Raw genomic sequence first — 12,144 nt, 5'->3', positions numbered from 1 at the left:
ATCATGCAACAGTCGTTAACATTATTGGTCCATCATACAGAATTAAAGACCACTTAGAAAAAGATGATGATTAATTTTGTACATTCTTAAATGATCAAAAATGTACATCGTTAGCTTGACATTTACAGTGAGACGAGCTGTTTTTCTTCGTAACCCAACATGAGATACACCTAAGAGACACTTCATGGTCATCATCCCCCTAGAAGAGAAATAGCGAGCCAGGACATTGCCAGGCGGGCGCCGCACAAATTAGAAGGCGGGTCTTTCCTGTACTTATTGAAGAACCAAATACCTCGTATCAGTTCAATTGCGGAAATCACCTAAATTTAAAGAGTCTTTCAAAGATAAAAATGCAAGTAATTTTACATGAAGGGTTGTATGGTAACCTACATCAAAATTATAATTACTTTGTATATAAATAATGCTTCCCCTAGCAGAGAAGAAGGGAAAAAATCAATGAACAAAAAGACGAAAAGCTCTCTAATGATCATTTTAATAACTCTACCCCTCTTCACACTTTACCTCTTATTATGGCCCGTTCCCATTCAACCTCCTCATTGGAACGCTCCACAGTCAGACGGATATACTGGTCCTCATGAATTAAATAGTAGGTTAGCGGGCATGGAATTTATTGAACTTGGTGATTACAAACAACCAGAGCATATAGTGTATCGAGAAAATTGGCTGTATGCCGCGATGGAGGACGGAGAAATCATTCGTGTTCGCCCTGATGGATCAGAAAGCGAAGTGGTCGTCAATACAGGGGGACGTCCGCTTGGATTTGATTTCGATTCAGAGGGAGCACTGATCATTGCTGACCCTTTGTATGGAGATCATGGGGGAATCCTGCGAGTGACCAACCTTGGTGTGGGAGCAGAGATTGAACTCTTAACAGATTCGGCTGATGGAGATCCCATTTCTTTTGCTGATGCTGTTATAGTGGCAGAAAATGGTTTGATTTATTTTTCAGATGCCTCATTACTTGTGAAGGCAAAGGAAATCGGTGATGTAGGAAAAGCTGGTGAGTTAGACATATTAGCCAATAGCAGTACCGGAAGGGTATTAGAATACAATCCTATAACCAAGCAGACACGAGTATTAATGACGGACTTAAGTTTTGCAAATGGAATTGCTTTAAGTGAAGATGAAGAGCATTTATTAATTAATGAAACAGGCAAATATCGCGTTTGGAAACTAGACGTAAATGCAGAAAACGTCAGTGCTTTCGAACAGGATGAGTCTGCGCAGATCCTAATTGATAATTTACCAGGTCTACCTGATAACATTATGCAAGGGAAAGAGGGAAGGTACTGGATTGGTTTAATTCATCCTCGAAACGCTTTTTTAGACTATAGTGCGAACAAACCATGGCTTCGTTCTATCGCGATGCGTTTACCAGATTTTATGTTGCCTAAAGGTAATGGGCATTCTCATGTTATAGCCATTAATGAGTTAGGGAATGTGTTAGTTGATTTACAAGATTCCGATGGTTCCTACAGAGAAATCACGGGAGCTACTGAGACAGACGACAAGTTGTTTTTCCATCATTTAAATGATTTGAATACGATTGGTTGGATAAAAACGAGAGATATCGAATTTTAGGTTACATTTACGCATTTCTTTTCCAGGAGAAATGCTTTTTTGTTTTATAGGATAAAGAAAACCACCAATGCACATTCCAAACTTTAAAACTTACAAATGGAGCTTAGCTTAGATGAATCCTTCATTTACAACATGTATATAGTAATAACTCTTTACCTCTGTCAAATCTTCCCTTACAATTAAAATATTACTTCGCCTACCTAAATTAGGCGTTTTTCTTTTCGTTAGAATCTTTTATCTACTATGGAATGGACAAGATGAGGAAGGGGGAGGTGTATGATGAAGCTCAAAGAAGAACAGAATGTCCAACCTTCTAGTAGTGAGGGGCATTTAAGACAGTTAGCCCAAGTTGGTCAAATTTCTGCTGGGATTGCTCATGAGGTGAAAAATCCTCTAACGGCTGTAAAAGGGTTTCTTCAGTTGGTACAAGAGGAACAAAATAATGAATACCTAGCGATTGCTTCCGATGAACTTGAAAATGCAATTACAACGTTGAATAATCTTTTACAAGTTTCCAAACCAGATTTATTTGATGAAGGCCATCAAACGGTCTGTCTCTCTGTTGAATTAGACTCTATTTTACATTTATTTCAGGATAAATTGTACGATGTCCAAGTAATTACGGAATTCAATGATACAGATGTTTCGATAGTTGGAAAGAAAAATCAGTTTAAGAAAGCATTTTTTAATTTAATTAAAAATGCAATAGAGTCCATTGAAGGTACTGGAACCATTATTATTACGCATCAATTAAAAGGGTCCGATGTGTTGGTATCGATTGAAGATACAGGTAAGGGTATACCGGAAGAGAGTCTAGATTTATTGGGGACTCCTTTTTTTACAACAAAGGATCTAGGTACCGGAATGGGGCTGACTCAGGTGTTCTCTACCGTGTATGAACATGGTGGTCAAATCCAAGTGGATAGTGTAGAGAATATCGGTACTAAATTTATAATAACCATTCCAATAAAAAATGAAGGTGAAAAGCGCATGGTGAGAAAATTGAAAGTAACATATGAAGAAGGCTTTTCGATTAAAGATTTTCTCTTCAAAAATCGCAATGAGTTTGAAGCGAGATTATTGGAAGAAGCTATTAATGTTAAGGGTAAAATTGAAGAAATACATAACATTGGGAATATAAATTTATTAGGAAATGCGCATAAGCTTGTTTTATTTATCGTTGAGGAAAGAGAACATGAGTTAATTAACTTTGCCAAGCAAGAAGGAATCGCCTGGGCAAAGTATTCTTTGACACTTGCCTTTAAATTAGAGTGGGTACAAGCGATCCGCAGAACGATATGGGACTTCTTGTATAACTATGATGAACTTTCTAATGTCGAAGAGAACCGCTTAACCTTCTATACACAAGAAAAACAAATTAATGAACTAGTGGATCAGTTCTTTGCAAACTTCTTCATTAGCTACTCTAATTTCAAGGATGGTCTACTTGAAACACAAAGACAGCTGGTTGAGAACTTATCCGTACCGATTATTCCTATTAGTCAAGAAGTTTGTATTTTGCCTCTAATAGGTTTACTTGATCGTCAACGTCTAGTCTTCATTGAAGATAAAGTGTTAACCGAGATTGAGAAACAATCGATTCAAACGCTCATTGTTGATTTTTCCGGCGTTACTCCTATGGAACAAGAGACAGTTTCCGATCTTGCTAGTATTATCGATGGGATTTACATGATGGGTTGTAAAACGATCTTAACCGGTCTACGCAAGGAAGTCGTTAAAACTCTTAGAAATTCTTCCGGAAGTTTCCTTCTTAAAGGAGAGTTTAAAGGCACTCTTCAGTTAGCATTGGATGATGTGCTTCAAAATAGTCATTAAAACGTTCTTTATGGGTGTGATCAATGGTGTGAAATACAGAGCCTAAAGCTTAAGCAACAAGCTTTAGGCTTCTTTCTCGATACCTAACCATATACTAATACTAATAAGATGAATATGATACAGTAAGAATGAAACGGATTCCCCCATATGATTCTGTTAGTCTAATAGAAAGGGTCTATGTAACATGAATTCATACATATTAATGATTTTGGTTGTCATAATCTATAGTGGAAACATCTTAGTCGGTAAATTGATCAATGAGTTATCACCATTTACCATTACTTTTTTCCGTTTGTTGATAGCATTTGTAGTATTGTTACCCATTGGGTTTCGTAGTGCATGGAATAACCGCTCAATTTTTTTTGAATATAAGATGCCGCTATTATTAATGACTGTAACAGGAATAACGCTTTTTAATACGTTTATTTACGGGGCATTGCAATTTACGACGGCTTCTAATGTTGCGGTGCTTGAATCAGTCATACCCGCTTTGACTGTGGTATTAAGTGCAGTACTACTAAAAGAGAGACTGCAGAAGATGCAATGGGGCGGTGTTCTGATTTCCATCATTGGAGCGATATGGGTTGTGATAGATGGCAAAATTTCTCACCTTCTAGCGATGAATTGGAATGTTGGCGATGTGCTTATGATTGGGGCGATCATTTCTTGGTCCTTTTATTCGATTCTTGTTAAGAAATACATGCATCTATTCCCACCATTTGCTGCCATTTTTGTCATGACTGGTATTTCAGTTTTAGTCTTACTTCCCATTGTCACTATTGAGTGGTCTATAACGGGACTGCCTAAACTAGCAGCTACTCCTACCTATGTTGTGAGTCTCTTATTTATGGGGATCTTCCCGTCATTTATTGCTTTGATTTTATTTAATAGGGCGGTTGCCACCTTAGGTGCCTCACAAGCTTCTGTATTTCTAAATTTACTCCCTGTTTTCACCATGCTAGGGGCATATCTATGGCTAGGCGAATCTATTACAGGTATGCAAATGATCGGCGCATTCATAGTGATTTTTGGTGTAATGGTAACAACGCAGGTCATTACTGTACGAAGCAAAAAAGAAAGAGTAGTAGAATATTAATCCAGCATGGATAACGATCGTACTGGGTACCTATAAAAATTATATGGAAAGATTTGTATTCTAATTATTTCCTGTTAAAATATAGATATATCCATAGAAAAACGGTGGTTTCCATGAAGTTGAAAATTCAATCCATTGACATAGACTTTCACCAGATAGTTGAAAACTCTCTTAATGCTATTTGGATTCTTGGAACAGAAGGAGAAATTCTCTACTTTAATAAAGCTTGTATGAAATTACTCAAGTTGACTTCTCCTGAGGACATTTTATCTAAAAAGTTGTATACGTTTCTCCCACCTGACATCCACGCTCCTTGTAAAGAACGATTAATAAAAGTAATAGAAACGCAAGCAATTCTTGAGAGCATAGAAGCAAAGATGATTAGGAGCGATGGGGAGGTTATTGATGTTGAAGTAAGGACTGTACCATACCATTTGAAGGGCAAGGTATATGCTCAAGTCATTATGCAAGATATTACACAACGCAAGATAGCGGAGAAGCTTTTAAATGATAGAGAAAAATTAGCCTCGCTTGGCCAAACAGCTGCTAGCATTGTTCATGAAGTGAAAAATCCTCTGACATCAGTGAAAGGATTTTTACAGCTATTAAAAGAATCTCAATCTCACAGTTATCTAGATACGATGGAATCTGAGTTAGAAAAAGCACTAGAGACTCTTCAAAATTTATTGCTTGTTTCCAAACCGAATTTACATGACGAACCGTTCGTTTCCATTGCTTTAGGTAAGGAATTAGAATCTCTATTGTTTTTATTTCAAGAAAAACTTTGTAATATGAAAGTGGAATTGAATGTAAGAGATGCAGAGAGAACAGTAGTTGGGAAAAGAAGTTTATTGTTAAAAGCCTTTTTTAATTTAATCAAGAATGCAATAGAGGCTATACCAGATAAGGGTATGATTGAAATCGAGCATTATTATGAAAACGGATGGGTTCATATAAAAGTGAGAGATACAGGAGTTGGAATAGCTGAAGATAAGGTGAAACTGCTAGGAACTCCGTTTTTCACTACGAAGAGTGACGGTACGGGCTTAGGTGTGACTCAAGTGTTTACGACAATAAACGAACATGGCGGAGGTGTCTCTGTTCAAAGTGTAGTCGGTGAAGGTACGATTTTTCATATTCGACTTCCTGCTGAATAGAATCTTTTTATTACAGGTTGACAAAGTGCATTTGTGAGGAAAGTGAGTGTGGCCAGACCATTTTGGGGTTAGGGGCTGGTCTTGACCATCACCATCACTATCACTATTCCTCACGAATGAACTTCAAAAAAATAGGGCTTACTTATTGGCAAGCTCTATTTTTTAGAATCAGTTCCATGTTCCTATGCAATCAAGATACTATTTTGTTAGGTTAATGCAAGATTGTCGATTACTTTTCCTTATATGGTATATCATATTATTCTATAATCGTTCTTACTATATTGAAGTTAGATAAAGTTTATACTGAAATGAGATGAATAGGAAAAGGAGAATACAGAAGAGCTGATCTTGTTTGATTTACTATCAAATTTAACTACTCTGCTCCTTTCTTTAGATTATATCTTTCCTGGAATAACCACTAACAAAAATTCGTTTACTTCTTTCATCCACAGTTAATAGGAAGATATCGTTAGTACTTTCAAATCCATGGCTTTCAGCTTGCTCTTGTAGCCATGAAGGAGTAAGACCGATTTTCTTTACATTTGAATAGTTGATGTTTCCTTCTAATATAAGGACAGAAGGATATCCTTTCTCAGGAGGATCTTCCATTATATCGTTAGGTGTTAGTGCGTCATATTTCGATTTTTTTATAACGCTAATCTGTCCATTCGGTTCCAAGATGGCATAATCGATTTCTGTTAAATCGCTAGCTTGATTCAATCTTAAATCCATCATAAGTGATTCAACTGTCACTTTCGCTTTGCGCATTTCGTCTACTAAGATGTGTCCTTTATTAATAATAATAATCGGCTCTGCCTCTACAATACGCCTTATCCTTGCATTCTTAAGAGCTAAGTAGGATAAGGTAAGGTGTAACCCAGCAATAAATGAAGCAGCAGCCAAGGGGCCGCCAAGGGCGATATCTCCACTTGATAAAGGTTCACCAACTACATCACCTATTATAACGGCAAAAATAAAATCAATAGGATGAAACGAAACCATCGACCGTTGCCCTAGGACTTTCACTACCATAAAAATGTAAACATATATAATAGTAGCTCGTATAATAAATCCGTAGATAGGCAAATCCTCTGCACCATGCCAAACATCCAAAATCTTCCCCTTCTTTCTATCTAATGTATTACCACCATGTCCCTTTTGCTTCTTTCTATACCATACAAGTTAAAAATGATGTTCGTTTTTTCTAATGGGAACGTTTTCCGTTGTATTTCGTATAAACAATTGAATGATAAGCATTGAATTGACAAAGTAATGTTACTTGAGTGAGGTGCTTGAAAAAGGGTAAGACCGTAGCTGTTACGATATGGTACCCTTGTTAGAAAGGGGGAGTTTTCGTGAAAGAAGATGAAAAAGGTCTTTATGGCATAATGTTGGTAGGAGCAATTGGCACCGTTTTGATTTTAGTAGGGTCATTGCAATTCATTGAAATAGAAAATATGAATGGGTTCATGACTATTTTATTTGGATTTTTGCTAACGATTACCTATATCAATTACTTAGAATCGAAAGCAGGTGTTAGGAAAAGGCTTATTGTGATGAGAGTCATCTTTTCCATTGTGTTATTGGCGGTATTAGCTTTTATCTTTTTTTAAGGTTTAAACTTTTTTATGTCAGGAGCAAAGGAAGCTGTTTGGTATATATAACTGAGAAACTAATAAAGCATACATAGATGATTCATATTATAGGGGAATAAGAAGCAGCCGAAGAGAAAGGTAGGTTAGAGGTTACATGAAATATTGGGAAACGACTTATCAAATGCAAACAATCAGGGTAGAGAATCGATGGAATGGCGAAAAATTATACGTGAATGGCGTTTTGCAGGATGAAAGAATTGGTATGAGATCTGATTCGAGACTATATGGGAGAATCATCAACCATAACAATGAAGTGGAATATATAAAAGTGTCTATTGGAACGTATTTATTTACTTTGCAATGCGTTATTTTTGTGAATGACCAGATTGTTTATTCGAGTAAAAAATAGGGCTTTAGTTAAATTGGAGGAAGTGAACTATTAAACTAACGCATACGAGGCTTTTGGTGAATAATTACGAGGCGTGTTTCCATTTTTATAAAAATGTTCTTTCTTTTGAGTGTACATGGGGAACGGAACATTCCAACTATGCTCAGTTCCAAGTCGGGGGTACACAACTTGCGATATTCGATAAAAAACAAATGCTAGAGGATCTAAAGGAGTCAAATGATTCCGCTTTAGACCAACCCCTGCATGAAGTTGCATTAATTTTTGCTGTTGAGAATGTAGATGAAGTGTACCACTCTTTAAAATCGAAGGTGCACTTTGTTACAGAACCTCATGACAGAGAAGATTGGGGCATTCGCGTAGCGCATTTTAGAGATCCTAATGGAACATTGCTTGAAATAAATACAAACATACCTATGTCAAGGTAGATTTCTGGAGAAGGGGACGTTTACGGATAAATCGTAAACATCTCCTTCTTTTTTGTAGACGGTTTACTAGAAATGCGTTATGGTAACTAAGCGATTCTTGTTTGCTAGAATACGGAGGTTTTATTATGAGAGGAACACAACATTTACTAGTCGGAGCTTCCATTGGTGGAGCGCTGGCTTATTTAGGGAATACGGAGATCAGTAGTGCAGCGCTAATAGTCGGAGTTAGTTCGTTTGCAAGTCTAGCACCTGATTTAGATACGAATGGAAAGCTAGCAAGACGAATGACCGTTTCCCACACGGTGGTTCGTCAACTTATTTTTATACTAGGAGCTTGTATAGCAGCTTACGTTAGCTTTTTTCAAGATGAGATGATTTGGATAGGAGTAGGAATTTTTATTGGTGCGATCTTTTTGTCGAGGCGGTTCATTACTCCCAAATCGATGAATCTCCTGACCGCAGCCTGCTTAATAGGAGCTGGGATGTACGTATCAATCTTATGGTTAATTGGGTTAGGTCTGTTTTGTGCAGTGGCTGCATTATCTGCTCACCGAGGAATCACGCATAGTTTCGTAGGGCTTTTGTTCTTTTCATGGATAGCTTCGAGTGCTGAATCTTATTACGCAGTCGATGGAGTTTTTCTTGCTGCCGTATTAGGCTACATCTCTCATTTAGTACTTGATATGAGACTTCTTCCATTTAATAAAAGAGGGGTGAAGTGGTTATATCCTGTTTTGAAAAAAGAATGGTAGTTCCTTATGGTATATTTAGGTATATTAGGAGTTGAGATACATAACAAACCAGTAAGAATTCGGACTTTTAATGTAAGTGGTGCTCATTTGGTGTTAATCAAAACAATCAGCTCTTATGTTGAAATAGGATATTGGATTGAAGTAAAGAATAACTAAAGAAAGCAAAGAACTTTTTGGAGGTGACGTATGATTAAGGATTTGTGGTTTACTGTGCAGCAGATTGATCCTACTACATATGCAATTAGTGAATATGGACATTGGGAGAAGGTACATTCCTTTTTATTAATGGGAAAAGAGAAGGCAGTATTAATTGATACCGGTCTTGGAATTGACAATATAAAAAGAATAACCGATCAATTGACTACATTGCCGATCGAAGTGATCACAACGCATGTTCATACGGATCATATAGGAAGTCATGGGCAATTTGAAAAGATCTATGTTCACGAAGGAGATAAAGACTGGTTAGTGAACGGAATTAAAGGCTTATCGATTGAACAGATCAGAAAAGATGTTAGTAGAGATATAACGTTACCAACACCGAAAACATTTAAGCCGGATACATATCAACCATTTCAAGGCGAGCCAACAGGTTTATTACATGATGGAGATGTCTTTGAGTTGGGGAATAGAAGATTACGGATCTATCATACACCTGGGCATTCTCCTGGACATATATCGGTTTTGGATGAAACGAACGGATATTTGTTTACAGGAGACCTGCTATATGATGAAACCCCAATCTATGCTTTCTATCCTTCAACCAACCCTGTTGATTTAGTAAATTCTTTAGAAAAAATTGCCGAGATCCCAAACATTTCAATGATTTATGGTTCACATAACACGTTAGGGCTTGAACCAACAATTCTACATGAAGTCAAAAAGGCCGTACAATTTTTAAGAGAAAAGAAACTGGCTACATTCGGCACAGGCATTCATACATTTAACGGATTTAGTGTCCAGTTTTAGTTATTAGTGTAAATATAGTGGAAGGAGACTTAGTGGCGAAACCTGTGGATTTACATTATCGAGAATGTGTTTTACCACGAAACGTCGTATCCATCAAATGAAATAAAGGGACAATCCTATTAGGTACAGTAGGGTGGCAGGAAATCTTTTGTATCATAACTATGCGGTGGTCGTTAGGACCATCGCTTTTTTTATGAGCCAGTGTTAATAAATCAATAAATTTACAATGTAAAACATTATATATTTATTGATAAACAATATATTTTATACTACTATTAACGTAAAGATAACGAAGTGAGGTGCTTTTTTATGAAAGAAGAATTAGTGAAAATAGCTGAACAAGGAAGAACACTTTTGTTAAAGATAGCCATTTTTCTTATTGGCATAACGGTACTTGGATTGTGTCTTATATGGTTGCCATGGCAAGCGATGATTTTAGAAGACATGTACCCGGAATTTGTGTTCTTGAAGCTCCCTCTTTTAATCGGTATCTATCTAACGACCATTCCGTTTTTCTTTGCTTTGTATAAAGGCATAAAGCTGTTAAGCTATATCGACAAGAATCAAGCTTTCTCAGAACGATCTGTAAAATCGTTACGCTCAATAAAAGTCTGTGCCATCACCATTAGTTTATTGTATGTTTTGGGCATGATGATTCTGATTTCAGTTAATGCAGGTAACCCAGGTATCTTGCTTCTAGGACTGGTTATCACGTTTGCTTCTATTGTAATTGCGGTATTTTCAGCCGTTCTTCAGATGTTATTGAAAAGTGGGATGGATTTAAAAGCAGAAAATGATTTAATGGTCTGAGGTGAAAAGAATGTCAATTATCATCAATATTGATGTGATGTTAGCTAAAAGAAAAATGAGTGTAACAGAGCTATCCGAAAGAGTGGGAATTACAATGGCTAATCTTTCTATTTTAAAAAATGGGAAGGCAAAGGCGATCAGATTTTCCACCTTGGAAGCCATATGCAAAGCGTTGGACTGTCAGCCTGGTGATATTCTTGAATATCGAAGCGATAGTGAAAAGGAATAGGATTGTTAAAACAGTGCACCACAAACAGTTTTTTTATTGCACCACTAGTGGGAGGAGGGGTTCAATTGATTTTGTTGTTACTAATCGTAATCATATGTTTGCCTATGATTGGTTTTTTTCTTTACTCACACTTTAAATGGTTAGGTGCTATTTTTATTTCTAGTCCTCTCGTTGTCATTGTATTTTTTGTTGGCTGGTGGGTAGTAGCAACCAATCATTACTTCGTCTCTTCAACAAACCTTGAGAATGAATCGATCGCGAAGTTTAGCTTACAAGAGACAGTACCAAAAGATCGTTTGAGCTCTTATGAGAAAAGGGAAGGTGCCGATGGTTATTCTTATCATGATGGAGATCTCTTTCTTTCTACAGACAGAGACCATAAGATTGTTTCGTTGTCAGCTGGAGCTCCGCCTCTTGAAACTTCCTCTGAACTAAAAGTAGGGGACACGATAGAACGAGCCAAAGAGATATATGGTGATTATTTTTATTCGTATCGAGAAATGGGACTAGGAAAGGCAATCGTTTACGTAGATAGGTCAAACCAATACTTGCTTACTATTTGGACCAGAGACGATAAATTTGTCGCGAACATATGGTTATCGGTTTATTAAAAACAGTTGCAATCAAACTATCGTCATAGAATAATAGCAAAGAATAGGGGGGCATCTGATGAGCAATTGGTGGTATAGTGTTTACTTTTTAATTATAGGGGTCATTGCTTTTTTCACGGGAGAAATTGTTACGTTTATCATGCTTGGTTTCATATTATTAAGCCTTACTAATATAAACAATACCTTGAAAAAGATATATAAAATGAAAAAAGGGAATAAGACAGCTTCTAAAGAGTAGAGTCATGTGTAGTGAAAAGGAGTAGGGTAATCCTAGTTCGATCAAGAATTGCCGTATGAAGAAATGTCTTTCATAGAGTCGATGAAAGACAAATTCGGCTAAAATGAGAAGGATCTGTCTTTCATAAAGAGGATGAAAGACAAATACTAGCTAAAATGAGAAGGAAGTGTCTTTCATAAAGAGGATGAAAGACAAATACTAGCGAAATGAGAAGGACTTGACTTTCAAAGAGCGGATGAAGGACAAATCCTAGCTAAAATAAGAAGGAACTGTCCTTCATATATAAATTAATTTAATAATGTACAGATATGATTACATAAGAATGTACAGTTTGCTGGTGTACATGCATACTTAAGTCTGAGGTGGAGAAGATGCATGTACAGTTGAACTTAACGACATCTATAGAAGTCAAAAG

Annotated in this window: 15 protein-coding genes; 13 read left to right on the top strand and 2 right to left on the bottom strand. The window is 36.7% G+C overall.

The features are described from left to right. Positions 1–42 precede the first annotated feature (42 nt). A complete protein-coding gene (locus N0O92_RS23180; RefSeq protein ID WP_315617400.1) occupies positions 43–186 on the bottom strand; it encodes a hypothetical protein in 144 nt (47 codons plus the stop codon). Between the two features lie 180 nt (positions 187–366). Between N0O92_RS23180 and N0O92_RS23175 the strand changes: the two genes are divergently transcribed. The 4 genes from N0O92_RS23175 (at position 367) to N0O92_RS23160 (ending at position 5,691) form a co-directional block, all read left to right on the top strand. Then, positions 367–1,602, top strand: coding sequence for an SMP-30/gluconolactonase/LRE family protein (locus N0O92_RS23175; protein WP_315617398.1), 1,236 nt, complete (start codon positions 367–369; stop codon positions 1,600–1,602). Positions 1,603–1,878: 276 nt separating this feature from the next. Then, positions 1,879–3,438 carry an ATP-binding protein gene (locus N0O92_RS23170; protein ID WP_315617396.1) on the top strand — a complete coding sequence of 520 codons (1,560 nt, stop codon included), beginning with the start codon at positions 1,879–1,881 and terminating at the stop codon, positions 3,436–3,438. Positions 3,439–3,622: 184 nt separating this feature from the next. Beyond that, entirely contained in the window at positions 3,623–4,534 is a 912-nt protein-coding gene (locus N0O92_RS23165; RefSeq protein ID WP_315617394.1) for a DMT family transporter, read from the top strand. Positions 4,535–4,647: 113 nt separating this feature from the next. Beyond that, complete coding sequence (locus N0O92_RS23160; protein WP_315617392.1) at positions 4,648–5,691, top strand: two-component system sensor histidine kinase NtrB; 1,044 nt, start codon at positions 4,648–4,650, stop codon at positions 5,689–5,691. Positions 5,692–6,081: 390 nt separating this feature from the next. On the opposite strand, the gene N0O92_RS23155 is transcribed toward N0O92_RS23160, so the two are convergent. Further along, positions 6,082–6,807: a DUF421 domain-containing protein gene (locus N0O92_RS23155; RefSeq protein ID WP_483860632.1), complete on the bottom strand. Its 726-nt coding sequence runs from the start codon at positions 6,805–6,807 to the stop codon at positions 6,082–6,084. A 239-nt stretch (positions 6,808–7,046) separates the two neighbouring features. Here N0O92_RS23155 and N0O92_RS23150 point away from each other — a divergent pair, with 239 nt between their 5' ends. The 9 genes from N0O92_RS23150 to N0O92_RS23110 all read left to right on the top strand — a co-directional run bounded on the left by N0O92_RS23150 (position 7,047) and on the right by N0O92_RS23110 (position 11,729). Continuing rightward, on the top strand, positions 7,047–7,304 hold the full coding sequence (locus N0O92_RS23150) for a hypothetical protein (RefSeq protein ID WP_315617389.1): 258 nt from the start codon (positions 7,047–7,049) through the stop codon (positions 7,302–7,304). A 136-nt stretch (positions 7,305–7,440) separates the two neighbouring features. Further along, positions 7,441–7,695, top strand: a complete 255-nt coding sequence (locus N0O92_RS23145; protein ID WP_315617388.1) for a hypothetical protein — start codon at positions 7,441–7,443, stop codon at positions 7,693–7,695. Between the two features lie 29 nt (positions 7,696–7,724). Beyond that, positions 7,725–8,120, top strand: a complete 396-nt coding sequence (locus tag N0O92_RS23140; protein ID WP_315617402.1) for a VOC family protein — start codon at positions 7,725–7,727, stop codon at positions 8,118–8,120. A gap of 125 nt (positions 8,121–8,245) precedes the next feature. Further along, positions 8,246–8,872 (top strand): metal-dependent hydrolase, encoded by a 627-nt coding sequence (locus N0O92_RS23135; RefSeq protein WP_315617387.1) that lies wholly within the window; start codon positions 8,246–8,248, stop codon positions 8,870–8,872. Between the two features lie 186 nt (positions 8,873–9,058). After that, complete coding sequence (locus tag N0O92_RS23130) at positions 9,059–9,841, top strand: MBL fold metallo-hydrolase (protein ID WP_315617386.1); 783 nt, start codon at positions 9,059–9,061, stop codon at positions 9,839–9,841. A 309-nt stretch (positions 9,842–10,150) separates the two neighbouring features. Further along, positions 10,151–10,651: a DUF2975 domain-containing protein gene (locus N0O92_RS23125; protein ID WP_315617384.1), complete on the top strand. Its 501-nt coding sequence runs from the start codon at positions 10,151–10,153 to the stop codon at positions 10,649–10,651. Between the two features lie 10 nt (positions 10,652–10,661). Then, complete coding sequence (locus N0O92_RS23120) at positions 10,662–10,880, top strand: helix-turn-helix domain-containing protein (protein WP_315617383.1); 219 nt, start codon at positions 10,662–10,664, stop codon at positions 10,878–10,880. A gap of 65 nt (positions 10,881–10,945) precedes the next feature. Continuing rightward, the gene (locus N0O92_RS23115) at positions 10,946–11,491 is read left to right on the top strand and encodes a hypothetical protein (RefSeq protein WP_315617382.1); all 546 of its coding nucleotides are present in this window, start codon (positions 10,946–10,948) and stop codon (positions 11,489–11,491) included. A gap of 58 nt (positions 11,492–11,549) precedes the next feature. Beyond that, positions 11,550–11,729 carry a hypothetical protein gene (locus tag N0O92_RS23110; RefSeq protein ID WP_315617381.1) on the top strand — a complete coding sequence of 60 codons (180 nt, stop codon included), beginning with the start codon at positions 11,550–11,552 and terminating at the stop codon, positions 11,727–11,729. Positions 11,730–12,144: the final 415 nt, after the last annotated feature.

The sequence above is a fragment of the Alkalihalobacillus sp. MEB130 genome, from assembly GCF_032335535.1.
Taxonomy (GTDB): domain Bacteria; phylum Bacillota; class Bacilli; order Bacillales; family Bacillaceae_D; genus Halalkalibacter.
This window is presented reverse-complemented; position numbering and strand designations above follow the sequence as displayed.

What these genes read in the sequence shown, in the direction of transcription:
- N0O92_RS23180 (WP_315617400.1), bottom strand. Translation starts at nt 186, where the DNA reads ATGAAGTGTCTCTTAGGTGTATCTCATGTTGGGTTACGAAGAAAAACA.
- N0O92_RS23175 (WP_315617398.1), top strand. Translation starts at nt 367, where the DNA reads ATGAAGGGTTGTATGGTAACCTACATCAAAATTATAATTACTTTGTAT.
- N0O92_RS23170 (WP_315617396.1), top strand. Translation starts at nt 1,879, where the DNA reads ATGATGAAGCTCAAAGAAGAACAGAATGTCCAACCTTCTAGTAGTGAG.
- N0O92_RS23165 (WP_315617394.1), top strand. Translation starts at nt 3,623, where the DNA reads ATGAATTCATACATATTAATGATTTTGGTTGTCATAATCTATAGTGGA.
- N0O92_RS23160 (WP_315617392.1), top strand. Translation starts at nt 4,648, where the DNA reads ATGAAGTTGAAAATTCAATCCATTGACATAGACTTTCACCAGATAGTT.
- N0O92_RS23145 (WP_315617388.1), top strand. Translation starts at nt 7,441, where the DNA reads ATGAAATATTGGGAAACGACTTATCAAATGCAAACAATCAGGGTAGAG.
- N0O92_RS23135 (WP_315617387.1), top strand. Translation starts at nt 8,246, where the DNA reads ATGAGAGGAACACAACATTTACTAGTCGGAGCTTCCATTGGTGGAGCG.
- N0O92_RS23130 (WP_315617386.1), top strand. Translation starts at nt 9,059, where the DNA reads ATGATTAAGGATTTGTGGTTTACTGTGCAGCAGATTGATCCTACTACA.
- N0O92_RS23125 (WP_315617384.1), top strand. Translation starts at nt 10,151, where the DNA reads ATGAAAGAAGAATTAGTGAAAATAGCTGAACAAGGAAGAACACTTTTG.
- N0O92_RS23120 (WP_315617383.1), top strand. Translation starts at nt 10,662, where the DNA reads ATGTCAATTATCATCAATATTGATGTGATGTTAGCTAAAAGAAAAATG.
- N0O92_RS23110 (WP_315617381.1), top strand. Translation starts at nt 11,550, where the DNA reads ATGAGCAATTGGTGGTATAGTGTTTACTTTTTAATTATAGGGGTCATT.